The organism is Streptomyces pimonensis (assembly GCF_041380215.1).
Taxonomy (GTDB): domain Bacteria; phylum Actinomycetota; class Actinomycetes; order Streptomycetales; family Streptomycetaceae; genus Streptomyces; species Streptomyces pimonensis.
Genome location: NZ_JAHWZY010000026.1, coordinates 58,410 through 84,770, shown reverse-complemented (window position 1 = coordinate 84,770; position 26,361 = coordinate 58,410). Strand labels below are relative to the sequence as shown.

Below are 26,361 nucleotides of genomic sequence, written 5' to 3'. Positions count from 1 at the left end.
GTGCTCGCAGCGGTACGGCCGGGAGGGCCGGCGGTGGCCGCGGACGGGGCGGCGAGGAGCGCCGGGCCGTCGTCGCGGCGCCGGGTGCGGACCCATGGGGCGCGCACGGTCAGGACGCTCACCTTCATTCGCCTCCCCGCTCCCGCAGCGACGTCACCGGGTCCGCCCTGCGCCGGGCCGGTACGGCCGTGATCAGCAGGGGCGCCGCGACCACGGCGGCCAGGAGGACGGCCACCCGGGCGGGCGGCAGCTCCACCAGGACGCCGGGGACCGGGCGGGCGGCCTCCGAGGTCAGCAGGGTCAGGGGGATCACCGCCCGGGCCAGTACCGCGCCGAGCAGGACGCCCACCGCCAGCGCCGGACCGACCAGCACCCCCTGCTCGACCAGCACCACCCGGGCCAGCCGCCCCCGGGAGGCGCCGAGCGCGCGCAGCACCGCGAACTCGGCGGACCGCTCCCGCAGCGACCCCGCCGCGCTCACCGCGAACCCGACCGCCGTCAGAGCCGCCGCCGCGAGGGCCGCCGCCCCGAACGCCGTCCCCGGTCCGGCGCCGAACGGGTCGTCGCGCAGCTCCGCGGCGATCTCGTCCCGCACCACCACGAGGGACGGATCGATGTCGGGCCGGTCGCGCAGCGCCCCCGCCACCCGCGCCGACGCGCCCGGCTCGGTCGCCAGCCACCACTCGTCCGGCAGTACGGTCTCGCCCTGGCGCGCCTGGATCATCCGGTTGACGGAGCGCAGGTCGACGAGCAGGGCCCCGCCGTCGTCCTTTCCGCCGGTCGGCGCGGACGGCAGCTCCCGCACCGCCCGCACGAGCCGCAGCGGCACGGTGGAGCCGCCGATCCGCACATCCACCCGCTGCCCCGCACGCGCGCCCGTGGAGGCGAGGTAGCGGTCCGTCGCCACGGCGGTGACCTCGGACAGCGACGGCTGCGGCACCTGGAGGCCGATCGTGAGCGGTGACGGCTGCCAGGCCAGGTCCGACGGGAGGTGGCCGGTGCCGTAGACGACGGTCGTGGGATCGCCGGGGACCACGCGGGGCCGGGTCGGGCCGGTGTCCCCGCCGGAGGAGGACACCGCGCGGCCGGTCCGGACGGACAGCTTCCACTCGGCCGGCAGCGACAGCCCCCGGTCCCGGCCGCCGGTGTCCGTGGCGGTCAGTGCCGCCAGGGTGAGGCGGTGCCGCTCGGGCTTCCCGATCGGCTGGGTCAGCTCCAGCCGGAGCCCGGTCAGCGTCAGCGCGCCCGGCGGCGCCTCGGCGACCGCCGTGAGGTCGGAGGCGAGGTCGTGGGGCCGTCCGTCGGCGCGCAGCCCGCCGAGGCCGAGCGTGTACGGGGTGCCGTGGGAGTCCTCCACCGTGGCGGTGACCGTGACCGGGGTCCGCGCGTCCGCGCCCCGCAGTCCCGCAGTCAGTGTCAGTCGCGCGGTGCCCGCCGGGACGCGGACACCCGCCGCGGCGCCCTTCGGCGACAGCCCGGACACCAGCGAGGGCACCGGCTCCGGCGCCAGGTCGGGGCGCATCAGCAGGGTGTCCGCCGCGCGCGCGGTGTCCAGCGCCAGCACGGTCGCCGTCCGTCCGCCGGACAGCGGCACGGTCGTACGGACGGCGGGGGCGGCCTCGCGTACGCCCGGGACGGCCGCGTACGCCTGGGTACGGCCGAACCCGCTCTCCCCGGCGGCGATCACCCGTACCGGCGCACCGGCCCGGAAGTCCGCCCGGTCGTTCTGTGAGCGGTCCCACGAGGAGCCCTGGCCGATCGCCAGCATGCCCAGTGCCACGGCGAGCACCAGCAGCAGCACCGGGCCGGCCCCGCGCCCAGGGCGGCGGCTGAGCTGCCAGCCCGCCAGCGCCCCCGGCAGTCCGCGACCGCGGGCCGCCCACCGCTCGGCCAGCCGCGCCACCGGCGGCAGCAGCCGCAGCGTCAGCACCGTACCGGCGAGCAGCGCCAGCGCCGGGGCGACCACGAGCAGCGGATCGACGCCGAGGTCCTCGCCGACGGCACCGGAGGGCCGGCGGCTCAGCCGCCAGTACGCCACACCGGCCACCACCAGCAGGCCCACGTCCGCGCCCGCGCGCACCACCCCCGGCAGCGGCTTGGCGCGGCCGGCCGTGAAGGAGGAGACGAGCGCCGGGACCGTGACGGCCAGCGCGCAGCCCAGTGCCACGCCCGCCGCCGTCAGCCACACCGCGCCGCGTCCGGCGACCGCGCCGACGGAGGCGTCCAGGCGCAGCCCGATCCGGTCCAGCGCGCCCTGTCCGGCCAGCAGCCGGGTGAGCGGCCCGGCGAGCAGCGGGGCGCAGGCCGCCGCGGGCACGGCCAGCAGCAGCGACTCCAGGGCTGCGAGCCGGGCCACCTGGAGGCGGGAACCGCCGCGGGCCCGTAACAGCCGGGTCTCGCCCGCGCGTTCGGTGCTCAGCAGCCGGGCCACCAGCAGCAGGGCGCATGTGGCGAGGAGGGCGAGCTGGAGCACGATGACCAGCAGCGTGGAGCGGGAGACGAACAGGGAGCGCTCGACGCGGTCCAGCGCGGCGGGCAGCTCGCTCGCGGCGGTCGCCGCGCCGTCCAGCGCCCCGGCCCCGGGCAGGTCGGCGACGCCCCGGCGCACCGCCTCGCGCAGTGCGTCGATCCGCTCGGTCGTCATCGCCGAGAAGTCGGCCGACGCCAGCCAGCCCGAGGGGCCCGTGCTGACGTCGCCTCCGGTGAACACGGCGGGGGCGGTGAGCAGGGGGCCGTACGTCGTGAAGTGGTTCTTGACGATCCCGCGGCCGTTCAGGTCGTCCAGCTGCCAGTAGGGCGCGGCGGTGTCCACGGGCCGGTACAGGCCGGTGATCCGGACCTTCGCAGGCGGTCCGTCGAGCCGGTCGTCCAGGGTGAGACGGTGGCCCGGCTCCAGGGCCAGGGCCCGGGCGGCGGTCTCCGGGAGGGCCGCCTCGATCTCCGGGCCGGCGACCCGTGCGGGCATGCGGCCCTCGGTGATCCGTACCTGGGTGTGGTCCAGGGCCGCGAAGTGCGTGAGGTCGGGCTCGTCCGTCCTGGCGCGTTCGTCCGGGGTACGGAGGGAGCCGGGCAGGGCGTACGGGCCGGAACGGGTGAGGGTGCGCAGCGTCACCGGCAGTCCGGCGAAGGCGTTCCGGGCGCCTTCGCGCACGGCGGCGTCGGCGGCGGTGCGGCGGTCCGGCGGGACGGTCTCGGCCTTGACGGTGAGGGTGGTGTCGGCGGCTCCACGGGGGGCCGCCAGGGCGTGGCGCAGGGACGCGTCGCCGATGGCGGCGGAGTAGGCGGTGAGGGTGGCGAGGACGGCCGTGGTCAGGAGGACGGTGAGGAGGGCGGCTGCGAGGAGTGGTGCGTGCGCGCGTGCGCGGGCGAGGACGAATCTCGCCGAGCTCCCTGCGGATGGCACCGCAACCCCCCGTGGCTGTCCGGACCTCCGGGTGATGTTGTCAGAAAGGGTGTGTCGGAGATAACCGTCGGAGGTGTGGACTTGACCGGATTGTGATCGCAATGCGGAGGGCGGGGTGCCGGAATGTGACCGGGGGAGGGGGTTTCTTCGCCCTCGCCGCCCCTTTCCGTCCTCCCGGGCACCGGCCCCGGGCCCTCGCTCCTCAAGCGGCGGAGGGCTGTTGCGTCAGTCCAAGGAGTTGATCATCGATGCCGCCGCGTACGTCAGGTACTTCCACAGGGTCTGTTCGTGTTCCTCGGGCAGGTCCAGTTCGTCCACGGCGTCGCGCATGTGCTTCAGCCAGGCGTCGTGTGCCGCCCGGTCGACCTTGAACGGGACGTGGCGCATCCGCAGCCGAGGGTGGCCGCGGTTCTGGCTGTACGTGGTCGGACCGCCCCAGTACTGCATGAGGAACAGCGCGAGCCGCTCCTCGGCCGGGCCCAGGTCCTCCTCGGGGTACATGGGCCGCAGCAGTGGATCGTCGGCCACTCCCACGTAGAAACGGTGGACGAGCCGACGGAAGGTCTCTTCCCCGCCGACCTGCTCGTAGAAGGTCTGCTCCTGAAGCGTGCCGCGCCGAATCTCTGTCACGCCGTCCATGGTCTCAGACGCGACGGCATAGGACCGGAGGCCTAGGACCGGCCCATCGCGGAGGCATGAGCGGCAGGGCGGTGCGAACGGGGCGTTCGAGGCCGACCCGGTGCGACGGGAGGCGCACGGCCTCCGGGAGCGTGAGGGCGGGCCGCAGCACGAACGCTGCGGCCCCACGGCCGGCGCCGGGGCGAACGCGCCCGGCCGGACGGCGCCCCGAAGGGCCGTACGTCCGGTCGGACGCCCTGAGGGCCCTGCTCAGCCCCGGCGGATGGTGATCGTCGTCCAGGCGCCCACGTGGACCCGGTCGCCGTCCTGGAGCGGCACCGGGACGAACGGCTGGATCGGCTCGTCCGAGCCGTTGACCGTCGTGCCGTTCGTCGAGTTCTGGTCGACGACCGCCCACGTGCCGTCCGGCTGCTGCACCAGCACCGCGTGCTGGTGGGAGACGCCCGGGTCCTCCGGCGGGGTCGACAGATCGATGTCGGGGGTGTCGCCGGTGGAGTGGCGGCGGCGCCCGATGGTGATCTGGTTGCCGGTGAGCGTGCGCTGCTGCTCGGGTGAGTACGCGGGCAGGTTCAGTCCCGCGGCCTCGGGGCCGGAGCGCTGCATCATCGCCATGAAGTACTCGCGGTCCGGGCCGATGGTCGCGGTCCAGGTGGCCGGGCCCTGCGGCGGCCGGGGCTGTTGCGGGAAGCCGCCGGGGCCGGGCGGCGCCTGGGTCGCACCGGGTTGCGGGTAGCCGTAACCGCCGCGCTGGCCGGGGCCGCCCGGACCGCCGGGACCAGGGCCGGGGCCACCGGGTCCGTCGGTCGGCGGGGAGATCGTCCAGTCGTCGTCACCGCCGCCGAAGGGCGGCCCGCCCGGTTGGGGGCGGCCGGACGTCTCCTGCGGGAATCCGGGCGTGGCCGACGGCCCGGACCGGAACGCCTGCGGTCCGCCGGACCTGCCGAAGTCGCCGGGGCGGTTCGGGTCGCCGGGTCCGCTCGGGCCGCCGAAGTCGCCGGGTCCGTTCGGTCCGCCGGACCTGCCGAAGTCGCCGGGTCCGCCGGGGCGGTTCGGGTCGTTGGGTCCGTTCGGGCCGCCGAAGTCGCCGGGTCCGTTCGGTCCGCCGGGTCCGCCGGGTCCGTTCGGTCCGCCGGACCTGCCGAAGCCGCCGGGCCCGCCGGGTCCGCCGGGTCCGTTCGGCCCGCCGGACCTGCCGAAGTCGCCGGGACCGTTCGGTCCGCCGGGTCCGCCGAAGCCACCGGGTCCACCCGGGCCGGGCGGGGGCGGTACGGGGCGTGAGGGGTTGCCGCCGAAGCCGGGCGGGCCCGGCGGGGTCGGCTCGGCGGGACGGTTCATCCGCGAGGGACGCGAGCCCTGGTGGTCGTACGCGTCACCGCCGCCGTGCGACGGTCCGCCGGGCGGCTGCTGGAAGGGCCCGCCCGGACCCGGGCCGGGGGCCGGCGGCCGCGGGGCGGCCGGGGTGTACGAGGTCGCCGTGTTCGTCAGGAAGTTCCACCGGCACTCCTCGCAGAACGGTGCCGCGCCCTCGCGCGGTGTACGGCACTGCGGGCACAGCTCCGGCTGACCGCCGCCGGGGCCGCCGAAGCCACGGGGGCCGCCGGGTCCGCCGGGCGGCGGGAACCCGTAGCCGCCGCCGGGTGCGGGCGGCGGGGGAGGAGGTGGGGGCACGGCACCCGCCATGCGGTGACCGCACACCTCGCACCAGTCGTCGGAATCCGACTGGTGTCCGTTCGGGCAGGTCGGCATGTCGGCGCTTCCCCCTCTCCTCGTCCGGCCGGTTCCGGCCGGTTTCTCCAACCCCGAGGGGTCAGGCTCGACTACTTACGGATCACTTCTTCACACGAACAGTCTTCGTCGACCGAGTCTCGAGTGTCATCTCGTCGGCCTCCTCGACCTTCGCTTTCAGTCGCACAGTACCCGTCGCGGCATCGACCACGTCCACCACCTTCGCAAGCAGTTTCGCAGTATCCGCGTTGCCGGACGCACTCGCGAGCTGAACGGCCCTGCCCCGTCCGGCCGTCGCTCCACCGGCATCCCCCTCTTTGCGGAGATCCAGACCCTGTGGGACGGCTTCCGTCAGTTCCGCCTGCCCGGTGCAGTGGGCGACCTGGGGGTTGATCGACGTCGAGGCCGCCATGTCGCCCGTCCACACGGCCCGGACCAGACCCTGCGCCCCGAGGCTGCGCACGCCGCCGTCGGACGGCTGAGGGGTCACCAGCGACACCCGGGCCGCCAGCATCTGCTGCCCGATGCCCGCGGGCGGCACCTCGACGCAGACGTGGTAGTCGCGGGACTCGGCACCCCAGGAACCCAGCGGGTGGTCGCCCGCGCGGACCCGCCTCCGTGCGACGGCCGGTCAGCTCCTCGACCGTCGACGCGACCTGCTTGACGAACCTCACTGTCGTGCCGACCGGGGTCCACAGCCGCAGCGAGACGTCTGTGACCTCCTTGCCCGTCGCTGTCTCCGTCATCCGCGTGAAGTCGGCGGCGAGACCGGCCGGGTCGGCGACGATGTCGGCGGTGCCGAGAAGGGCGGAGGCGATGGCTGTGACTTCTTTCACTTCCCAGCCGGTGCCCACACCGCGGGCGTCACAGGTGAGACGTCCGGCGCAGGCGTCCAGGGCCGCCTTCAGGTCCTGCGGCGGCTCGTGCTCGTTGCGTCCGTCGGTGAGCAGGATGCCGTGCCGGATCACCACGTCCGCCGACGCCGGCAGCCGGTCGGCCGGCCGCAGCCAGGTGCCGATCGCCGTGCCGCCGCCCGCGCTCAGCTTCCGCAGTGCCTGCTTGGCCCGCTCCCGCGTGCCGGCGTCGGCGACCGCCGGACCGCCGCCGCCCGGATACACTTCCTCGGCCACGTGCGTGCCGCCGACCACCGCGAAGTCCACGCCGTCGCGCAGGGCGTCGATCGCCGCGGCTGTCGCGTCGCGGCCGTCGCGTCGCGGGCGTTGCGCATCCTGGACGGCGGGTAGTCCATCGAGCCCGAGCAGTCGACCATGAGGACCACCGCCGCCGACGGCCCCTCGCCGGGCGAGCAGAGGTGGGGCGCCGCCGCCGAGCCGCCGATGGTGCCGCCGCCGGTCGCGGTCACCGTGACGATGGCGTTGACCTCGCGACCGCCCTCCGGCAGGTACTCGTTCTGGTGCACGGCCACCGAGAACTGCGGCACGTTCGATTTCAGGAAATCGGCCATGCCCGGTTCGCTCCCCCTGGACGCCCCGGCGGCGTGGGGCGACGACGGACGACGGACCGGCCCCCTCCGGTCCGTTGAGGCCTCCCCGTGCGCGGCGTCCCGCGAGCGGCCTCAGGCCGGCCCTGCCCCCTGCGGAACGGCCGGGAACGGCACGAGGGCCACTGTTACGTTGTCATGGCCCCCGCCGTCGAGGGCGTGACCGACCAGCACCCGGGCGGCGTGCAGCGGCCGTACGGCCGCGTCCACGGGCACGACTCCGGCCATCTCGTCGGCCGACTCCGCGTAGTTCCACAGGCCGTCCGTGCAGACCACGACCACACCGGGTCGGTCCGGCTTGAACGAGGCGGTGTGCGGCTCCAGTTCGTACGCATCGGCGCCGAGCCAGCCGGTGATCGCGTGCGCGCGCTGGTCGGCGTACGCCTCGGCCTCGACCATCAGGCCCGCGGCGACCATCTGCGCGGCCCACGAGTCGTCCTCGGTGAGCCGGGCCGCCGGGGCGGAGCGGTCGACCGGCACCCAGTAGACACGGCTGTCGCCGACCCAGCCGACGATCAGCAGACCGGCCGTCACCACGGCACCGACGATCGTGCACGCCGGGGCGTTCTGGTGCGGGGCGTGCTCACGGGCCTCCGCGGGCTCGTCGGCCAGCGCGTTGACCGCGTCGGAGGCGGCGACGATCGCGTCGTGCATCGCCTGCTGCGGGTGCGTGCCGCGCGGCAGGGCCGCCAGCAGGGTCTCGCTCGCCGCACGGGAGGCGGCGAGCGACGCCTCGTCGGGGCGGGTCGCGGAGGAGACGCCGTCGCAGACGATCGCCACCGAGGCGGGGGAGCCGTCGGGCAGCGCCGTGGTGCCGACGGCGAAGGCGTCCTCGTTGCGGTGATGGCGCAGACCGCGGTCGCTGACCGCGGCCACGGGCCCGCACTCCTGTTCCATGTGGTCCCGTTCGCGTGGCTGGGCGTGGCCGCAGTTCTCGCAGTAGCCGTCGTCGTCGATCCGGCCCGCACGGCAGGCCACGCACACCGCGGCGCGGCCGGCGGACGGCTGCTGCTCGGCCGCCACCCGCGGGTCCGGTGCCTGGAGCGGATACTCGTCGGGCTGCGCGGCCGGTCGGCCGGCGGCCGCGGCCCCCTCCTCCGGCTGCGCACGCCGGTCGAAGCACACCCCGGACGACGACGCGGGGGCCGCCGCGGGCGGGGGAGGCGGCACGACACCCTGCGTCGGGGCCGGTGCCCCGGGGACGGCTTCGGTCCGGGACGGGGGGACGGGCGTCGCCTGGGCCGGGGGCGGTGCCATGGGGGCGTTCCGGGCCGGGAGTGGTGGCACGGGGGCGCCGCCGGGCGCGGAAGACGGGGGCGCGGGTGTCACCCGGGAGGCGGGCGGCGGTACGGGAGCGTTCTGGGCCGGGGACGGTGGCACGGGGGCGTTCCGGACCGGTGCTCCCCGGCCGGCCGAGGCGTCGGGCACGGGAGAGCCGTCCGTACCGGGCCAGGCCGGTGCGGCGGGCGGGGCCGACGGCGGCCGGGGCCGGTCGCGGTCCGCCGGGGCCCGCGACGGCACCGAGCCGTTCAAGGCGATCGTCGGCTCGTCGCGCGGCCGCGCGGGGATCACGGACAGGTCGTATCCGCACGCACCGCAGAAACGGTCATCCGGCTCGAGAGGTTCCTCACAGCTCGGGCACTTCGTCAGAGCGGCCTGCTGAGGCATCTGCGACATCAACTACACCCACGTCCGGGGGCGGTAACGATTGGCACGTTCCACCAGGTCGATCCTCTCCTCGCCGCTGCGCGCCAGCCGGGCCAGCGTGCGGTACGAACGCTCCAGGCCGAAACGGAGGCCCCGCTCGTCCAGGCCGCTGCCGAGCAGCGTCCGTCCCTCTGCGGCGGAAGGGGCGGAACCCTGGCCCCCGGAGAGTACCCAGTCCAGCGCGCAGCCGAGGACTCCGGCCGACAACAGCTCGCGTCGTGCCGGGTCCGGACCGTACGCCTCCAGGGCCTCGACCTGCCCGGCGGCGGCGGTCAGGTCGTCCAGGAACCGTACGTCACCGGCGGTGGCCGAACGCCCGCGCAGCCGCGCCCGGACGGACGCCACCCGCGCGGCCGTGCAGTGGATGGAGGACTCCGGCACCGACACCAGCGTCCGTACGGCGCCGCCGCGGTCCCCGGCCAACCGCACCCGCGCCAGCCCGAACGCGGCGCTCACATGGCTCGGGTCGGTCGACCGCACCAGGCGGTAGTACTCGGCGGCGTCGTCCAGCTGGCCCAGCACCTCCGCGCACACACCGAGCGCCAGCTTCGGCGCGACCTCGCCGGGGAACGCGTCGTAGACCGCGTCGAAGGCGAGCGCGGCGCCCTCGTGGTCGCCGGTGACGAGCGAGGCCACCCCCCGGCACCAGACCACCCGCCAGTCGTCGGGGTCCTGCTCCTCCAGCGCGTCCAGCGCCACCAGCACGGCGGACCACTCCCCGGTCTCCAGCCGGGCGCGGATCTCGCGCAGCCGGGTCTCCACCGACGGGGCGGGCGCGGCGGCGAGCGCGTTGAGCAGCTCACCGGGCGCGGACGCCGACAGGCCCGCCAGGGGACCGGCGTCGGGGTCGGAGGGGTGGACGTGCGGCACGGGCAGCGCGAGCGCGGCGGCCGGGCAGTCGACGGGCTTGACCGGGGCGGGGGCGCCGGCGGCGGGCGGGAGCACGTGCGGCTTCCTCTTGCGGGGGCGGTCCGGGCGGGCGCCGAGGCGGGAGACGTCACCGCTCGGCGCGGGGAACAACTCCGTGTCCGTCACCCGCGTTTCCGGGCCGAAGAGGAGGGACAGCGCAGGGTGGGCGCGGCCCGGCTGCAGGGAGACCACCTCGTCGTCCGTCCGGCGCGCCGCGCCCATGTCGATCAGCTTCAGCCGGTCCTCGGTCTGGATCGCGTTGTCGACCTTGAAGTCGCAGTACAGCAGGTTCCGGCTGTGCGGGTGGCCGAGCGCCTCGAGGGCCTCGATGCCGTACGCGCAGGCCTGCTCCACCGGCAGCGGATCGCGTCTTCCCCCCGGTGTGCGGCGGCCGTTGGCGATCTCCCTCAGCGACTTGCCGCCCAGGTACTCCATGACGATGTAGCCGTCGAGGGAGCCGGTGCGCCGGTCGGGGTGCTCCACGAGGTTGTAGATCCGCACGATGTTGGCGTGCTCGATCTCCGCGAGGAAGCGCCGCTCGGAGATCACCGCCGCCATCGCGTCCCGGTCGCCCGTGTCCAGCAGTCCCTTCAGCACCACCCAGCGGTCCGAGACCGCCCGGTCCACGGCGAGGTAGATCCAGCCGAGGCCACCGTGCGCCAGACAGCCGACCACCTCGTACTGGCCGTGCACGACGTCGCCGCCCCGCAGCTTCGGGACGAACGAGTACGGGTGGCCGCACTTGGTGCAGAAGCCCTCCGGGCGTCCCGGCCGGCCGCTGCGGGCCCGGCCCACCGGCGCCCCGCAGTCCGAGCGCGAGCAGAACCGCTTCCGCTCGGGAACCTCGGGGTCGTCCAGCACCATCGTGCGCGGATCGGGGCGCGGGATCGGCGGCACCTCGACCAGCCCGGCGCCGAGGCGGCCACGGCCGGAGGAGCCGGAGCCCGCGCCGGAACCGCGCACCGACACCGAGCGGCCCGCGGTCCGGCCCGACAGCGAGCGGGAGAGCCGTCCGGAGACCGAACGGCGGGACCGCGACGACTGGGACGACGTGCGGGAACCGCGGCCGCCGGAGCGTTCGCTGTCCGCCGATCCGCGGCCGTCCGCCGTGATGCCGGTCGGGGCCGGGCCGACCATGCCGGTCGGTGACACCACCGGGGCCAGGCCGCAGGTGTCGCAGTACAGCTCGCCGCCGCCGGCGTCCTCGTACGCGCCGCCGCACCCGGGGCGCTGACACCCTGCCCCGGCTGTCCGGTTCTCCGGTTCGCTCATGACGCGGCCTCCCCCTCCTCGCTCATGCGCCGGGCTCCCTCCGGTCCTCGGGCACGCCCTGGTCCGGTACCCGCGGCGCCGTGCCGAGGACCTCCGCGGCCGCCTGCTGGTAGCGCAGCACCGCCCGGTCGGCGGCGCGCAGGTCGCAGGGCGCGCTCCACAGCATGCGGCGCGCCTTCTCGTACCGCTCCACCAGGACGGGATCCTCCGCCAGGCCGTGCCGGGCCACCTTCGCCCTGTACGCGTCCAGCCGCCCGCGCAGCTCGGCACGGACCGCCAGCGGCGCCGTCACCGCGGTCAGCGACTCGCGGGCGCGCAGCAGTTCGTCCTCGGCCTTCTGCTCGAGGGACTCCAGGAGCGGGGACAGGCGGTGCCACTGGGCGTGCCTGCGGTACTCGGCGGCCGTCGACAGCTGCTCCTGCAACGCGGTCGGCGGTCCGCTGACCACCGGCACCTCCGTCGCGGCGATCTTCGCCAGCACCTCGCCGCGCGCGGTGCGGGCCTCGGCGAGGGTGCGGTCGGCGCGGGACAACACGTCCCGCAGTCTGACGATGCGTTTCTCCGCGTCCTGGCGGACCGTCAGCACCGCGTCGATCTCCCGGCGCACGTCCTCCAGCGCACGCGCCTCGCGGTCGTAGACCGTGGTGTCGGGCCGTCCGCCGCCGGGCGCCGAACTGCCCTCCGCCCGCTTCCAGTACGCCAGCGGGTCGGACACCACCTGCTCGCGCAGCCTCGTCAGCGTGCGGGTGATCCGCTCCAGGTCGTCGCCCGCCGGATGCTCGCCCGGGCGCACGCCGACCGAGTGCGCGAGCCGGCCGGTGCGCTGGAGCTCGGCGGCGAGCAGGTCGATCCGTGCGGGCAGCGCCGACCACACCGCGTCGGCGGCGACGACCATGTCCAGCGAGGTCGCGTACAGCTCGTTCATGCGGTCGACGAGGGTGGCCAGCGAACAGCGTTCGCCGAGTCCGCCGGGGGCGGCGTGGAGGGTCGGCGCGCCGGCCGTCGCCGCGGCGCCGCGCGCCACGGTCACCGAATCGCCGCGCAGCAGCTCCGTCAGCTCCACCAGGTCCTCACGGCTGGACCAGCGGCGGCGGGACCGGATGTCCCGGGCCCTGCGCAGCGCGTCCGTGTACGCGTCGAAGTACGTCCACAGCAGGGTGATCGACGCCTCCGTGACCGTCCAGCGCTCCGCGGTGACGCCGGTGAGCCGAGCGCCCTCCAGCAGTCTTCGGCCCGCGTGGTCCTGCAGGGCGAGGAGCGAGGTCTCGATCGCCTCGTGCTCCGCGCCGAGCCGCGCCAGCGCACGGTCCACCTCGTCCCGGTCCATCACCGGCCCGGTGGGATCCGTGTCGGCCATCGATCACCTCTCGCTGGGGGTTGTTGACGGTTGGGGGAGTGCCCGGCCGGGGCCGGACCGTGATCAGCTCTCACGCAGGTACTCCGGGACCGGGGGTCTCGACCCGGAGGAGTCGTCGCCCAGCGTGGCCGAGAGCCACTCGGTGTACGCGTCCTGCCAGCCGTCCGCGGTGTCCTCCCGGAAGTCCAACAGGATCCGGTTGACCCGGCGCACCAGGTCGTCCGCGAACGTCTCGTCGCCCGCCTTCGTCGTCTCGGCGCCGCGGGCCACCAGGGTCAGGTTCTCGTTGCCCCTCGCCTTCAGGGAGGCGATACGGGCGCCGTGCAGCACGTCGAGCGAGCGGACACCGTGGTCGTAGGAGTCGTCGAGGCCCGATCGGGCGAGGGCGTGACCGATCGTGAGCCAGAGGAGGCCGACGGTGGTCGCCGTCGCCGCCGCCAGGCCGTGGTTGAGGACCCTGTTGGTGCGCAGGTAGGTGCGGCGCATGGCCCGGGCGAGGGCGGCGAGGACCGCGCCGATGACGCGGAGGCGGCCGGGTTCGGTGGTGGCCGCCCTGCGGAGGCGGTCGACGTCCTCGGCGAAGGCGGTGCGGCGGGCCTGCGGCGGGGGCGCGGCGCCGGCGGGGGCGGGCTGGGGAGGCACCGCCGGCAGCGTGGGCACGGGCGTGGTGGTGCCGGGGGACACCGTGCCGTTCGGTGTGCGTGTCATGCGACCTCCCCCTGTGGTCGTCCCCCGCGGCAAGTATCGCCGCCGGGAACGGCGTGCGCACCGGCCTCGGCGCGATCCTGATCCGATCGCGGCGCGATCGCCGGACATTCCGCCCCCACCCTGCCCACGAACACGCCCGGGGAATCAGTTCGGTTCCCGTGCGACGTCCGGTCCGGCGGGGGCCGGGCGCATCGCGCAGTCCAGGGCGGCGGAGGAACACCGGGCGGCGGAGGAACGCTGAGGGGCGGGAACGGGGAAGGGCGACATCCCGGGGAGTTCCGGGCGCCGCCCTTCGGACCGACGGTTACTTCGTGGTGCTGGGCGGGGGCAGCGGGGACGCCGCCACCGACTGCGGGGAGATCGTGCTGGCGTAGACCGACGGGGGCGCGACGCCCGCCGTGGGGTCGGAAGCCTCCACGTCCTCCACGGCCGTGGCCCCGCCGACGATGCGGATGCCCGTCGCGTCGAAGGCCCGTTTGATGCGCCAGCGCAGCTCCCGCTCCACGGTCAGGGACTTGCCCGGCATGGTCTTCGCGGACAGGCGGACCACCATCGAGTCCAGCAGCACCGAGTCCAGGCCGAGCACCTCGATCGGGCTCCACAGGAGCTCGTTCCAGGGCTCCTCCTTGCCCATCTTCTCGGCGACCCCGCTCAGCGTGGCCTTCACCCGGTCCAGGTCCTCGTCGGCGCGGACCGTGACGTCGACGCCCGCGGTCGCCCAGCCCTGGGAGAGGTTTCCGATGCGCTTGACCTCGCCGTTGCGGACGTACCAGATCTCGCCGTTGTCGCCGCGCAGCTTGGTCACCCGCAGCCCGACCTCGATCACCTCGCCGGAGGCCACGCCCGCGTCGATCGTGTCGCCGACGCCGTACTGGTCCTCCAGGATCATGAAGACGCCGGAGAGGAAGTCCGTCACCAGGTTGCGCGCGCCGAAACCGATCGCCACACCCGCGACACCCGCCGAGGCCAGCAGCGGGGCCAGATTGATCTGGAACGTGCCGAGGACCATCAGCGCGGCCGTGCCCAGGATCAGGAACGACGCCACCGAGCGCAGCACCGAGCCGATCGCCTGCGAACGCTGCCGGCGTCGCTCGGCGTTGACCAGCAGACCGCCGAGCGCGGTGCCGCCCACCGCCTGTCCGGTCCGGGACATCCGGTCGACCAGCTTGGTGATCGCCCGCCGCACCATGACTCTCAGCACCGTCGCGATCACCAGGATCAGCAGGACCCTGAGCCCGATCGCGAGCCACGTGGACCAGTTCTCCTCGACCCAGCCCGCGGCGTCGCCGGCGCTTTCCTGCGCGTCCTGGAGCGAGGGCACCCGCAGTGCCCCGGACTCCGAGGGCGTCGGTGACGGGTCGGCGGCCGACAGAACGGCGGACAAGGACACGGCAGGTACCTCCAGGTGCATGTCTGCCCCGGCACGGCGGTCAACATCCTCAAGGTTACGGATGGGTCACCGGTGCGGGCAGCACCACCACACTAACGGGGCATTGTGAGCGGATCGGCGGCTTGTGCGGGGAAGAGACCGGCCTCACCCGCGCTTGAACAGGCCATGATCCTGGGGATGAACCAGGATGTGGTCGAGAACACTCCCAGCCCGTTACCGGGACATGGTGGCGCGCCCACCAGGCATGAGGGGAGACTGACTACGGATCGTCCCGGCGCGAGCCACGCGCCGCCGGCGTACAAGGAGGCCGTCCGTGCCGCATGTCCTGGTCCTCAACGCGTCGTACGAGCCGCTCGGCGTCGTACCGCTCCGCCGCGCGCTCGTGCTCGTCCTCGAGAACAAGGCAGTCTGCCTCGAGGAGACCGGCGCCCATCTGCACAGCGCGACCGTCACCGTCCCCGCACCCAGCGTGGTCCGGCTCAAGCGTTTCGTGCGGGTTCCCTACCGGGGGCCCGTACCTCTGACCCGCAGGGCGCTGTTCGCCCGTGACGGGGGCCGGTGCATGTACTGCGGTGGCGTCGCAACCAGCGTCGACCACGTCATCCCGCGCAGCCGCGGGGGCAAGCACGTCTGGGACAACGTGGTGGCCTCGTGCCGTCGCTGCAACCACGTGAAGGCCGACCGCCACCTGTTCGAGCTGGGCTGGCGCCTGCGCCACAAGCCCGCTCCGCCCACCGGTCTGGCCTGGCGCATCATCGGCACCGGCCACCGGGACCCGCGCTGGCTTCCGTACCTGCAGCCGTACGGCGCGGACGACGCGATGGCCCGCATCGACGGCATCTCCGCCTGACGCCGTACCCGGGCCCACGCAGGGCAGGGGCCCGGCTCCGGGAGTACTCCGCGCAAGCGTGGACACCTCGCCGTCAGGTGTTCACGCTTGCGCGGACGAGCCGAGTCGGACCCGGCGTGCCGCTCACTCCCATGCTCATGATCGGCAGCGTGCCTTCTGCCGGGGTGAGGCGGCACCGGGTTCGGCCTGGGCTGTGCCGTCCACGGTCTCACCGGAGGATGCGTCAGGAGCATCACCTGGGCTGCCGAGCCCGACGGCACACATCAGGGCGCTCTCATGCGTACCGCAGCTCTCCCGGGCGGATCGCGCGGCGCAGCAGGGGGAGGGCGGTGGCCGCCGCCAGCAGGCAGGTCGCGTAGACCGCGAGCGGGGCCGGTCACCGCGAGGATCTCGCCCGCGCGCAGTTCGACGGAGGCCCCGCGCAGGGCCTCGGTCCTGCCGTGCGCCTTGACCAGCCCGCGGCCCGCGAGCAGCGGCCCCGCCGTGTTGTCCCCCATGCTCATGCTGTGTCGACCTCCGCGGTCAGGGTGGTGAGCCGGGCCGCCGTGGTCGTCGTCCAACGGAGATCGGCATCCAGGTGGTTGAGGGCGAAGTCCGCCGAGAGCACGGTCGCCAGATCCGCGCCCCGCGCCGATTTCACCGCGGTCAGCTCCCGCGTCCGCTCCATGTGGGCGGCGCGCTGGGCGCGCAGATACGCGGCCGGGTCGCCGCCGGACAGGATCGACACCACGACCCTGGTGAAGATCTCGTTCGTCACGAACGGCGCGGGCGGGGCGATCTCTGCGGCCCAGCGCGCCGGTTCGCGCGTCCCGTCGTCCGTGGCGCGGTACACGGTCCGCTCCGGGCCGCCGTCCGAGTCGGTGCCCTCGACCTCGGCGAGGCCGTCCCGGACCAGGCGTTGCAGCGTCGTGTAGGCCTGCCCGTAGGCCAGCGGGCGGGCCTGCGGGAAGCGTTCGTCGTGGCGTCGCTTGAGGTCGTAGCCATGGCTCGGCCCCGAGGCGAGCAGCCCCAGCAGAATGTGGCGGGTGCTCATGACGTCATTGTGTGCTCAGTACATGTACTGAGCACACAGTGATCGCCGAGGAGATCCGCACCGGATGCGGGCGGAACGCTCAGTCCGCGACCGCGTACGCCTCCACCGACCACAGCGAGTAGCCGTACCGCGTCGCCCGCTTCTCGCCCTGGACGCGGATGTGGCGGACGCCGGGCTCGTCCATGCGGACCGTCTCCCGGCCGCCCCGGCCGTCCCGGACCTCCGCCGCCGTGCGCCAGGTGCGGCCGTCCGCCGACACCTCCACCCGGTACGCCGACGGGTGCGCCTCCTGCCAGTGCAGCGCGACCTTCCCCAGCCGCACCGGGCGCTCCAGCCCGACCTGCCACCAGGCGTCGTCCTCCACCGGCGACGACCAGCGTGTCTCCGGGTCGCCGTCGTTCGCCGCCGCGGCAGGGAAGTCGGGCGTCTCGTCGGCCGAGGAGCTCGCCCGTCCGGCGCGTGCCAGGTCGGGGCCGGCGGTGCGCGGGACGGCGTGGACCGTCAGCGTGCGGGTCGCCCCGCCGAAGCCGAGCCGCACCTCGTACGACCCGGCAGGCGTGCCCGGCGCCACGGTCACCTCGACCGGCACCTCCACCGGAGTGCCGCGCGGGGCGGTCAGCGCGTCCTTCGGCACCCGGACCCCGATCCCCTCCGGCGCCGTCACGGTCAGTGCGCCGCGCACCTCGTCGGGGCGCAGCGAGCCGACCGAGGCCGTCAGCCGCCGGGTGCCGCCGATGTCGGTGTCCGCGCGGTCGTCGGACAGTTCCAGGGAGGCGGCGGGCGCGTCCGCGTACCAGGGGACCAGGTGCCGCACCCGGGAGGCGTCGGCGCCGGTGACCCGGACGGAGTCCACCGGATCGTCGCCGGGCCGCAGCTCGGTGGCGCCCGTCGCGGACAACGCGCCGAGGCGGCGCCACCCCTCACCGGGCACCCGCACCTCCACCGTCCCTTCCGTGCCGGGATCCGTGAGCACCGTCACGGCGTCCATCGCGCGGGCGCGCGGCAGGTCGGGGGTGCGGTCGCCGCCGGACCGCGCCGGCGGCTCGCGGTCGATGCCCGCCCAGCTCTCGTACGCCTCCTGCGCCCGGCTCAGGAACGGGTCCAGCACGCCCTCGCCGACCCTCACCCGCGAGGACGCGAGCAGCGTCCGCTGCTCGCCCAGCCGCCGGTACGCCGTCCAGGCGGCGCCCGCGTCCCCGCCCTGCTGCGCGCGGAGCAGGTCCAGGGCCGTGGCGCCCGCCTCGCCGTACCGGGCCAGCCGCCGGGACCACGGGCCGGTCTCGGCGGCGAGTCCGGTTCCGGACAGCCGCTCAGGCAGCTCGCGCAGGACGGCGAAGGCCGCCCGCAGCCGCGCCGCCTCCGCCGTCCCGTCCGTGCCGGGAGCGGTCGTACGGGTCCGCCAGAACGCCTCCATCAGCGGCCGCAGGTACGCCGACTCCTCGCCGCCCAGCACCGAGGACGCGGTGTTCCCGGCGAGCGCGCCCAGGGCCTCCCCGCGCCGGGCGTCACCGCCGGCGAGGTCGGCGATCGCGGCCCGCCAGGACTCCTGGGGGCGGTAGCCGCGCGGGTTCCAGGCGAAGTCGGCGGCGGTGAACAGCGGGACGCGGGACGCCTCGGGCTGCTCCATCGCGTTGGCGAGCAGCGCGGCCGAGCCCGCGGCGACGGCCGGTTCGCGGCCCTGGTAGGGGCCGAGGAAGATCCGGCCGGGGGCGTAGTCGTTCACCGGGTAGTTGTCCATGGTCACCAGCGGGTGCCCGAACACCCGCCGCGCCTCGGCCAGCTGGCCGCCCGTGATGGTGCGCGGCACCACCCCGATCCCGGTCCACGCCACCTCGACGCCCGCGTCCAGTTCCTCCGCCAGGGCACGCCGGTACGCCGTCGAGCCCTCCTCGTAGAACTCGGTGGGCATCAGGGAGAGGGCGGCGGAGCCCGGGTGGCGTTCCGCCAGGTGCCGGGCCACCGCGTTCGCCACGTGCGCCTGGGCGCGGGCGGCGGCGCCGGGCCCCGACCCGAACCGGCCGGCGTCCGCCCCGCAGTGCCACTCGCTGTAGCTCACGTCCTGGAACTGCAGCTGGAAGGAGCGGAAGCCAAGCGCCCACATCGCGTCCAGCTTGCGGGTGAGCGCCCGCAGGTCGTCGTCCGAGGCGAAGCACATCGCCTGCCCCGGCGCCACCGCCCAGCCGAGCGTGACGTGGTTGCCGCGCGCCCGCTCGGCCAGCTCCCGGAACTCCGCCCGCTGCTCCGCCGGGTACGGCTCGCGCCAGCGGGCCTGTCGGTAGAGGTCCTCGCCGGGCGCGTAGAGGTACCGGTTCTGCTTGGTGCGGCCCATGAAGTCCAGCTGGGCCAGTCGCTGCCCGTGCGTCCACGGGGTGCCGTAGAAGCCCTCGGTGATGCCGCGCACGGCGGTGCCGGGCCAGTCGCGGACGACGGCCGCGGTGAACGTGGCGCCGTCCGGGCGCAGCAACTGGCGCAGTGTCTGCACGGCGTGGAACAGGCCGTCGCCGTCCGCGCCGGAGAGGGAGACGGCGCCCTTGCCGACGGTCAGCGCGTAACCCCCGGCGGGGAGAGCGTGCCGGGGGTCGGCCGAGGCGCGTTCCCTGCCCACGCGCACCACGAGCGCTCCCTCGGGCACCTGTGCGCCGGGGGCGGTGAACCGGCGTGCGCCCGCTTCCCGCAGCAGCGCGCGGAGCGCGTCGAGAGCGTACGCGTCGGCCGTCGCGTCCGTGATCAGGGCGACCTCCTCGGTCACCGCGACCGGGGCGCCGTTCGCGCGCAGTGAGTGGGGACGCGGCCACACGGACGGCTCCGCCGCGCGTGCCGTGCCGGCGGCCGGGGCCGTGGTGGCGCCCGGCGCGGGCGGCGAGGCCAGGGCGGCGGGCGCGGCGCCCAGGGGCCCGACGCCCAGGGTTCCGGTGAGGACGGCGAGGGCGAGGGCGGTTCTCCTGGCGTTCGTCGTCCCACGCCGCAGCTGCACGGGGCCCTCCTGGTTGCTCGACGGGCCGCCCGGCCCGGTGGCCGGTGCGGCCGTGTCCATTCCGTTACCTGGAAGCCCCGAGCCCACCATTCCTGAGGCGAACGTGTCAATGAGAGTGGACGATGTGGCGCATTTGTCCCACCGTAGTGGGAGGGGGTGTGGAGAGAATGTGACCAGGATCACGTTGGAAGGCTTTGTGCGTCTGGCGCCGCGCCCACTGGGTAGGGCTGCGGGATAACCCGCACGACCCGCACGCCCCGCGTGATCCGCGCCGTGCCCGACGAGGAGGCCATCTGTGGCTGCACCCGCCTACGTTCCTTCCCCCGTCCCGTCCAAACCCGCGGCGGAGCGCTCCGCCGACATCGAGGAGCTCCACTTCTGCGTCTTCAGCGCGGAAGGATCCTGCGCCGAGGCCCCGCTGACCAGCGAACCCCCGCTGCCCGACGCCGAACCCCTCACCAGCGAACCGCCGCTCGCCGACGCCACCCCCCTGACCAGCGAGTCCGACGGCTTCCTGGACTCCTCGGACTCCTCCGGACTCGACTCCTTCCCGGCCCAGTACAGCCCGGAGCCCTAGGGTGAGCGTGCCACGGCCGGCCGAGACCCCTTCGGAGGACCTGTCCCGGCTCGCCGCCCTGCACGGCGTCGCCACCTCCTACCACCCCTCCCCGGACCGCACGGTCGCGGCGCCGGCCACCGCCGTCACCCTCGCGCTGGCCGCCCTCGGCGTGGACGCGGCGGCCCCGGAGGCCGTCCGCACCGCCCTCGCCGCCCGCGAACGCGAGCTCGGCGAGCGGCTGCTGCCCCCCACCGTGGTCGGCTGGGGCGCCCGCACCCCCGCAGCCCTGGCCACCCTTCCCGAGGGCACCCGGCTGCAGGTGGCGACCGAACAGGACGGGACCCGCACGTCCGCCGAGCACCTCCCGCCCGGCGTGCACGAGGTGACCGCCACCGCCCCCGACGGCCGCACCGCCCGCGCCCACCTGATCGTCGCCCCGCCCGGACTGCCCGCGCCGCCCGGACGCTCGTACGGACTCCTGGTCCAGCTCTACTCCCTGCTCTCCCGGCGCTCCTGGGGCATGGGCGACCTCGCCGACCTCGGCGAACTCGCCGGCTGGGCCGGACGCGTCCTCGGCGCGGGGTTCATCCAGGTCAACCCCCTGCACGCGGCCGTTCCCGGCCGGCCGGCCGACCCCTCCCCCTACCGCCCCTCCTCCCGCCGCTTCCCCGACCCCGTCCACCTGCGGATCGAGGACGTCCCCGAGTTCGCGTACGTCGAGGACCGCGACCGCGTGCGCGCCCTGCTGGAGCGGGCCGGACGGTTGCGCGAGGCGGTGCTGGAGAAGGGCGAGCTGATCGACCGGGACGCCGTGTGGGAGGTCAAGCGGGAGGCCCTGGAACTGGTGCACGAGGTCCCGCTCGGACCCGGCCGCCGCGCCGCCTACGACGACTTCCGCGCCGGACAGGGCCGGGCCCTGGAGGACCACGCCACCTGGTGCGCGCTCGCCGAGGCCCACGGCGCCGACTGGCACCGCTGGCCCGTCCCGCTGCGCGACCCGCGCTCTCCCGGGACCGCCCGTGCCCGGCGCGAGCTGGCGGACCGCGTCGACTTCCACTCCTGGCTCGTCTGGCTCACCGACGCCCAGCTCACCGACGCCCAGCGGGCCGCCCGCGAGGCCGGGATGCCGGTCGGGATCGTCCACGACCTCGCCGTCGGCGTCCACCCCGGCGGCGCCGACGCCTGGGCGCAGCAGGAGCACTTCGCGGCCGGCATGTCCGTCGGCGCGCCCCCGGACGCCTTCAACGCGCGCGGCCAGGACTGGGGCCTGCCGCCCTGGCGCCCCGACCGGCTCGCCGCCTCCGGGTACGCCCCCTTCCGCGCCCTGCTCCGAGGCCTGTTCCGGTATGCGGGCGCCCTGCGCGTCGACCACGTCATGGGCCTGTTCCGGCTCTGGTGGGTTCCCGAGGGCCACCCGCCCACGGAGGGCACGTACGTCCGCTACGACGCCGAGGCGATGCTGGCCGTGCTCGTCCTGGAGGCGTCCCGGGCCGGGGCGACGGTGATCGGCGAGGACCTGGGGACCGTCGAGCCCGGCGTGCGTGAGGCGCTGCGCGAACGGGGCGTGTACGGCACGTCGGTGCTGTGGTTCGAACGGGACTGGGACGGCGACCGGCGTCCGCTGCCGCCGGACGCCTGGCGCGCGGACTGCCTGGCCACGGCCACCACCCACGACCTGCCGCCCACGGCCGCCCGGCTCAGCGGTGAGCACGTGGAGCTCCGGGACGGCCTGGGGCTGCTCACGCGCCCGGCGGCGGAGGAACGGGCGGAGGCGGCGGCCGACACGGCGGAGTGGCGGGAGCTGTTCGTGCGGCTGGGGCTGACGGGGGCGGACGCCTCGGAGGAGGCCGAGATCCAGGCCGTCCACCGGTACCTGCTGCGGACGCCGGCGCGGATGGTCGGGGTCTGGCTCCCCGACGGCGTCGGCGACCGGCGTCCGCAGAACCTGCCCGGCACGTGGGACCAGTACCCGAACTGGCGGCTGCCGATCGCGGACGCGCGAAGGAGGCCGGTGACGCTGGAGGAACTGGCGGCGTCGCCGAGACTCCGGGCACTGATGGAGGTGCTGAGGGAGTGATGCGCGGCCGCGGGCGGTCGTGCCGCAGGGCGACGGCGTCCCCGCTCGAGCGGAGCCGGACGCGGGGAGGCACCCCGCGGGCGCCGGGCCGTGCGAACACCCCCGGCCCGCACCGACGCGGAGTGCCCCGCAACGCGCAGGCACCCCGGTCCTTAGGGCACCCCGGACGCGCGAAGCCCGGCCGCGTTGGATAGTTTGGCACCGTGGACAAGAAGAACGCCCTGCGCGCCGGCGCCCTGGCAGCCGGTACGACGCTGATGATGCTGCTCATGTCGTCCCCCGCGCTCGCGCTCACCCGCGACGACGGCGACGACCCCGGCCCGGGCCTGAGCGTCATCGAGACGCTGGGCCTCTACGTCGTGGCCCCGATCGCGCTGTTCGTGATCATCGCCGCCCTGGTGATGGTCGCCGACAAGTCGCACCAGAAGAAGGACCCGACCAGCTCCAACATCAGCACCAGGGCCGAATCCAAGGCCTGACCCGGGGCCCACCGCCCTCCGAGGGCGCCGTCACCGCCGTACGCGGAGCCGGCGCCCTCCGCGCTGCCCGGGACGCGCCCTCGCGCGTTCCGGGCAGCGCGCTCCCCTCACGGGCGGCGTGGAGGAGGCCCCGGTGGACGGCCCCGCCGACCCCGCCGGCGTTCCCGTCCCCGTTGCCAAGAAGCGCGCCGGCGCAGCCAGCGACCTCTCCTGTCGACCCGCCCCGGTCGCCCCGCAGCACGAGGGGTCCTTGCGGCGGCGGGCCCCCGCCCCTCCTACCTCTCCGTCGCGAGCAGCAGGTCCCGCAGCAGGTCGGCCAGGTGCGCCGCCCGTTCCCCGTCCAGGGCGGACAGCGCCTGGGACTGGGCGGCGAGGCCGGCGCCGACCGCCCTGTCGATCAGACGCAGCCCCTCCTCGGTGAGCGTCACCTGGAGGCCGCGGCGGTCGTGCGGGTCGGGGGAGCGGCGGAGCAGTCCCGCGCGCTCCAGCTTGTCGAGGCGGCCGGTCATCCCGCCGGTGGTGAGCATCAGCGTGGCCGAGAGCTGGCGGGGGGAGAGGGTGTAGGGCTCCCCGGAGCGGCGCAGGGTGGCGAGGACGTCGAACTCGCCGCGTGAGATCCCGTACGCGGCGTACGCCTTCTCCATCCGGTCGCCCATGGCGCGCGCGAGCCGGAAGACGCGCCCGAAGACCTCCATGCCGGCGGTGTCGAGGTCGGGCCGCACTCGCGCCCACTGCTCGATGATCGCGTCGACGGGGTCCTCGGGGCGCTGCTCGGCGGTCATGGCAGGAGTATCCGCCGGAAGCGGGTCACCCGCAAGAAAGCTACTTGGCGGCAAGTAGCTTGACGGAAAGTAGCTTGCGGCTAAGCTACTTTCCGTTGACCTACCCGGAAGAGGTGCGCCCGTCATGGCCGCGAACCGTGCCACCCTCATCGCGCTCACCGCCCTCGCCCCCGTCTCCTGGGGCACCACCTATGCCGTGACCACGGAGTTCCTCCCGCCCGACCGCCCGCTGTTCACCGGCCTGACGCGCGCCCTGCCCGCCGGTCTCGTCCTGCTCGCGCTCGTCCGGGTGCTGCCGCGCGGGGCCTGGTGGTGGAAGGCGACGGCGCTGGGCGCGCTCAACATCGGCGCCTTCTTCCCGCTGCTGTTCCTCTCCGCCTACCGGCTGCCCGGCGGCATGGCGGCGGTGGTCGGCTCGGTCGGGCCGCTGTTCGTGGTGGGCCTCTCGGCGCTGTTGCTGGGGCAGCGGCCGACGGCGCGGAACGTGATCACCGGGTTCGCGGCCGCGTCCGGCGTCAGCCTGGTGGTCCTGAAGGCGGCGGGCGCACTGGATCCGCCGGGTGTCCTCGCGGCCCTCGCCTCCACCGCCTCGATGTCCGCCGGCACCGTCCTCACCAAGCGCTGGGGTCGCCCGGAGGGCGTCGGCCCGCTCGCCCTGACGGGCTGGCAGCTGACGGCCGGCGGTCTGCTGATCGCGCCCGTCGCCGTCCTGGCCGAGGGTGCGCCCCCCGCCCTGGACGCCCCGGCGGTCGGCGGCTACCTCTACCTCGCCCTGGCCAACACGGCGATCGCGTACTGGCTCTGGTTCCGGGGCATCGGCCGCCTCACCGCCACCCAGGTCACCTTCCTCGGCCCCCTCAGCCCCCTCACGGCGGCGGTGATCGGCTGGGCGGCCCTCGGCGAGACGCTGACCCCGCTGCAGCTGACGGGCATGGCACTGGCGTTCGGTGCGACGGTGGCCGGACAGATCGCCGCGCGCCCCCGCCCGGCCCCCGTCCCTTCCCGCCCCGACTCCGTGCCCGCGGAACCGCCGAAGGTCCCCTCCTAGGGGGTGGCGGTGTTCGCGCCACGCGGCGTGAAAGTGGCGCGATCGCGCGTTGCCGCCCCGGTGTGCGACGCGCAGATTGGAAGTGCGGGAGCGCTCCCATGCGGTCGGGTCACGGGAAAGAGGGAGATCGTGTATTGTCATGCCCACGATAGAAAGTGCACGGGATCGCGGCGCCGCTGGACCGTCCCCCTCCTCCTGGCCCTTCTGCTGACCGCGCTCGCCCCGCTGCCCGCCGTCACGGCGGACACCGCGTCGACACGCGAGGAGAAGACGGCGGCAGCCTCGGCCGTCCCCCTGCCCTCGCTCCACGCCACCACCGTTCAGGTCGCCTCCGGCCTCAGGCGCCCCACCGCAGTCGTCGCCCCCGACGACGGCACGGACCGCCTGTTCATCACGGAGAAGTCCGGCACCGTCCGCGTCTACCACCCGGACACGGGCCTGGCCCGCACCCCGGTCGTCGACATCACCCCGGCCGTGGACGAGTCGGGCAACGAGCGTGGCCTGCTCGGCATCGCCCTCCCGCCCGACTTCGCCGACAGCCAGGACCTGTACCTGGCGTACACGGCACTGCCCGACGGCGCGGTCACCCTCGCCCGCTACCGGCTCGACGAGTCCCGCCTGGAGGTCCTGCTCTCCCAGGAGCACGCCGAGTACAGCAACCACAACGGCGGCCAGCTCGCCTTCGGCCCCGACGGCAACCTGTACTGGAGCATCGGCGACGGCGGCGGCTCCGGCGACCCCTTCCGCTCCGGACAGCGGCTGGACACCCTGCTGGGCAAGATCATGCGCATCGACGTGCGCCGCGGCTGCGGCGCGCTCCCGTACTGCGTCCCGGCCGACAACCCGTTCGTGGGCACGCCCGGCGCCCGCGAGGAGATCTGGCTGTACGGTCTGCGCAACCCCTGGCGCTTCTCCTTCGACGCCGCCGACGGCTCGATGTGGATCGGCGACGTGGGCCAGGGCCGCTGGGAGGAGATCGACCACCTCGCCCCCGGCCGGGGCGGACTGAACCTCGGCTGGTCCTGCTACGAGGGCCTGGAGGAGCTCGCGGGCGGCGACTGCGCGCCCGGCGAGGAGCACACGGAGCCGGTCTTCACGTACTCCCCCTACACCGGCGGCTGCTCGGTCATCGGCGGTCACGTCTACCGGGGCCGGGAGTACGCCGACCTGGCCGGCGGCACGTACATCGCCACCGACTACTGCTCGTCCACGGTCTGGGCGCTGCGCCCCGACGGCAGCGGCGGCTACGAGCAGGCCGAGATCGGTGAGATGCCCACCCAGGTGACGTCGGTCGGCACGACCGCCGACGGGGAGTTCTACGTGGTCAACGACCTGCCCGGCGGTCTGCACAAGGTGTCCTTCTCGCGGGAGGAGCCCACCTGCCGGGTGGACCGCACCGTGACGGCCTGGGGCACCGGAACGACGGTCGACCTCACCGTCACCAACACCGGCGGCACGCCGGTGAACGGCTGGACGCTGGAGTTCCCGCTCGCCCTCGGCCAGACGGTCGTCTCCGACTGGAACACGAACCTGACCCAGGGAAGCAACGTGATCACGGCGGCCAACACCCCGCACAACGCCACGATCACCCCCGGCGCGAGCGTCACCCTCGGCTATCTCACCGGGCACACCGGCGACGCGTCGCCGCCGGCGCGGTTCACGCTCAACGGGGACGCCTGCGCGGTGGGCCGCTGAGCGCGCACGTCAGCCGCGGGCGACGGAGCGCTCACCACCGCCCCGCCTGCGAGCATCCGGTCCATGCCGGCTTTCGACGCGCCCGACGCGTCTGCCACCGGAAGGGTTCCGGGGGTGATCAACCGCTCGTCTGCGTTCCCGGTGGTCCGGTGAGCCCGCCGCCTGCTTGCCGCCGAGGCGGCGGGGCCCCTCCCGCGCGGCGAGCACGTCCGTTCAGGCGGGCGCCGCGCACGACCCGTGGGTGGACGGTCCG

16 protein-coding genes and 3 pseudogenes are annotated in these 26,361 nt (G+C 75.0%); 6 read left to right on the top strand and 13 right to left on the bottom strand.

The features are described from left to right. Window positions 1-124: 124 nt before the first annotated feature. The 9 genes and pseudogenes from KYY02_RS23595 to KYY02_RS23555 form a co-directional block, all read right to left on the bottom strand. On the bottom strand, window positions 125-3,403 hold the full coding sequence (locus KYY02_RS23595) for an FtsX-like permease family protein (RefSeq protein WP_371241038.1): 3,279 nt from the start codon (window positions 3,401-3,403) through the stop codon (window positions 125-127). A gap of 225 nt (window positions 3,404-3,628) precedes the next feature. After that, window positions 3,629-4,042: a globin gene (locus KYY02_RS23590; protein WP_371241036.1), complete on the bottom strand. Its 414-nt coding sequence runs from the start codon at window positions 4,040-4,042 to the stop codon at window positions 3,629-3,631. Between the two features lie 249 nt (window positions 4,043-4,291). Further along, the gene (locus KYY02_RS23585) at window positions 4,292-5,788 is read right to left on the bottom strand and encodes an FHA domain-containing protein (RefSeq protein WP_371241034.1); all 1,497 of its coding nucleotides are present in this window, start codon (window positions 5,786-5,788) and stop codon (window positions 4,292-4,294) included. A gap of 82 nt (window positions 5,789-5,870) precedes the next feature. Then, window positions 5,871-7,232: pseudogene (locus KYY02_RS23580) on the bottom strand (vWA domain-containing protein). Window positions 7,233-7,343: 111 nt separating this feature from the next. Then, window positions 7,344-8,948 (bottom strand): PP2C family protein-serine/threonine phosphatase, encoded by a 1,605-nt coding sequence (locus KYY02_RS23575; RefSeq protein ID WP_442538162.1) that lies wholly within the window; start codon window positions 8,946-8,948, stop codon window positions 7,344-7,346. Further along, window positions 8,949-11,156 (bottom strand): tetratricopeptide repeat protein, encoded by a 2,208-nt coding sequence (locus tag KYY02_RS23570; RefSeq protein WP_371241031.1) that lies wholly within the window; start codon window positions 11,154-11,156, stop codon window positions 8,949-8,951. A gap of 22 nt (window positions 11,157-11,178) precedes the next feature. Continuing rightward, on the bottom strand, window positions 11,179-12,513 hold the full coding sequence (locus KYY02_RS23565; protein ID WP_371241029.1) for a hypothetical protein: 1,335 nt from the start codon (window positions 12,511-12,513) through the stop codon (window positions 11,179-11,181). Between the two features lie 236 nt (window positions 12,514-12,749). Beyond that, window positions 12,750-13,026 (bottom strand): annotated as a pseudogene (locus KYY02_RS23560) (hypothetical protein); the annotation flags it as partial. Between the two features lie 499 nt (window positions 13,027-13,525). Beyond that, window positions 13,526-14,632 carry a mechanosensitive ion channel family protein gene (locus KYY02_RS23555; protein WP_371241027.1) on the bottom strand — a complete coding sequence of 369 codons (1,107 nt, stop codon included), beginning with the start codon at window positions 14,630-14,632 and terminating at the stop codon, window positions 13,526-13,528. Between the two features lie 292 nt (window positions 14,633-14,924). On the opposite strand from KYY02_RS23555, the gene KYY02_RS23550 reads away from it, so the two are divergent. Beyond that, window positions 14,925-15,461 (top strand): HNH endonuclease, encoded by a 537-nt coding sequence (locus KYY02_RS23550; protein ID WP_371241025.1) that lies wholly within the window; start codon window positions 14,925-14,927, stop codon window positions 15,459-15,461. A 371-nt stretch (window positions 15,462-15,832) separates the two neighbouring features. Here KYY02_RS23550 and KYY02_RS23545 read toward each other — a convergent pair. From KYY02_RS23545 to KYY02_RS23535, 3 genes and pseudogenes are all read right to left on the bottom strand, one after another. Then, window positions 15,833-15,964 (bottom strand): annotated as a pseudogene (locus KYY02_RS23545) (ABC transporter ATP-binding protein); the annotation flags it as partial. Next, on the bottom strand, window positions 15,961-16,494 hold the full coding sequence (locus tag KYY02_RS23540) for a PadR family transcriptional regulator (RefSeq protein ID WP_371241023.1): 534 nt from the start codon (window positions 16,492-16,494) through the stop codon (window positions 15,961-15,963). The pseudogene KYY02_RS23545 and the gene KYY02_RS23540, both read right to left, overlap by 4 nt. A gap of 79 nt (window positions 16,495-16,573) precedes the next feature. Further along, window positions 16,574-19,468 carry a beta-N-acetylglucosaminidase domain-containing protein gene (locus KYY02_RS23535; protein ID WP_371241021.1) on the bottom strand — a complete coding sequence of 965 codons (2,895 nt, stop codon included), beginning with the start codon at window positions 19,466-19,468 and terminating at the stop codon, window positions 16,574-16,576. A gap of 295 nt (window positions 19,469-19,763) precedes the next feature. Between KYY02_RS23535 and KYY02_RS23530 the strand changes: the two genes are divergently transcribed. The 3 genes from KYY02_RS23530 to KYY02_RS23520 all read left to right on the top strand — a co-directional run bounded on the left by KYY02_RS23530 (window position 19,764) and on the right by KYY02_RS23520 (window position 22,583). After that, window positions 19,764-20,045, top strand: a complete 282-nt coding sequence (locus tag KYY02_RS23530; RefSeq protein ID WP_371241019.1) for a hypothetical protein — start codon at window positions 19,764-19,766, stop codon at window positions 20,043-20,045. A gap of 1 nt (window position 20,046) precedes the next feature. After that, window positions 20,047-22,104 carry a 4-alpha-glucanotransferase gene (gene malQ, locus KYY02_RS23525; protein ID WP_371241017.1) on the top strand — a complete coding sequence of 686 codons (2,058 nt, stop codon included), beginning with the start codon at window positions 20,047-20,049 and terminating at the stop codon, window positions 22,102-22,104. A gap of 203 nt (window positions 22,105-22,307) precedes the next feature. Then, entirely contained in the window at window positions 22,308-22,583 is a 276-nt protein-coding gene (locus tag KYY02_RS23520; protein WP_371241016.1) for a hypothetical protein, read from the top strand. 275 nt (window positions 22,584-22,858) lie between these two features. On the opposite strand, the gene KYY02_RS23515 is transcribed toward KYY02_RS23520, so the two are convergent. Next, window positions 22,859-23,365: a MarR family winged helix-turn-helix transcriptional regulator gene (locus KYY02_RS23515; protein WP_371241014.1), complete on the bottom strand. Its 507-nt coding sequence runs from the start codon at window positions 23,363-23,365 to the stop codon at window positions 22,859-22,861. 124 nt (window positions 23,366-23,489) lie between these two features. Here KYY02_RS23515 and KYY02_RS23510 point away from each other — a divergent pair, with 124 nt between their 5' ends. Both KYY02_RS23510 and KYY02_RS23505 read left to right on the top strand, forming a co-directional pair. Continuing rightward, on the top strand, window positions 23,490-24,413 hold the full coding sequence (locus KYY02_RS23510; protein ID WP_371241012.1) for an EamA family transporter: 924 nt from the start codon (window positions 23,490-23,492) through the stop codon (window positions 24,411-24,413). 129 nt (window positions 24,414-24,542) lie between these two features. Beyond that, window positions 24,543-26,108 carry a PQQ-dependent sugar dehydrogenase gene (locus KYY02_RS23505; protein ID WP_371241010.1) on the top strand — a complete coding sequence of 522 codons (1,566 nt, stop codon included), beginning with the start codon at window positions 24,543-24,545 and terminating at the stop codon, window positions 26,106-26,108. The last annotated feature ends 253 nt before the right edge of the window (window positions 26,109-26,361 follow it).

What these genes read in the sequence shown, in the direction of transcription:
- KYY02_RS23585 (WP_371241034.1), bottom strand. Translation starts at nt 5,788, where the DNA reads ATGCCGACCTGCCCGAACGGACACCAGTCGGATTCCGACGACTGGTGC.
- KYY02_RS23540 (WP_371241023.1), bottom strand. Translation starts at nt 16,494, where the DNA reads ATGAGCACCCGCCACATTCTGCTGGGGCTGCTCGCCTCGGGGCCGAGC.
- KYY02_RS23590 (WP_371241036.1), bottom strand. Translation starts at nt 4,042, where the DNA reads ATGGACGGCGTGACAGAGATTCGGCGCGGCACGCTTCAGGAGCAGACC.
- KYY02_RS23515 (WP_371241014.1), bottom strand. Translation starts at nt 23,365, where the DNA reads ATGACCGCCGAGCAGCGCCCCGAGGACCCCGTCGACGCGATCATCGAG.
- KYY02_RS23555 (WP_371241027.1), bottom strand. Translation starts at nt 14,632, where the DNA reads ATGCACCTGGAGGTACCTGCCGTGTCCTTGTCCGCCGTTCTGTCGGCC.
- KYY02_RS23570 (WP_371241031.1), bottom strand. Translation starts at nt 11,156, where the DNA reads ATGAGCGAACCGGAGAACCGGACAGCCGGGGCAGGGTGTCAGCGCCCC.
- KYY02_RS23510 (WP_371241012.1), top strand. Translation starts at nt 23,490, where the DNA reads ATGGCCGCGAACCGTGCCACCCTCATCGCGCTCACCGCCCTCGCCCCC.
- KYY02_RS23565 (WP_371241029.1), bottom strand. Translation starts at nt 12,513, where the DNA reads ATGGCCGACACGGATCCCACCGGGCCGGTGATGGACCGGGACGAGGTG.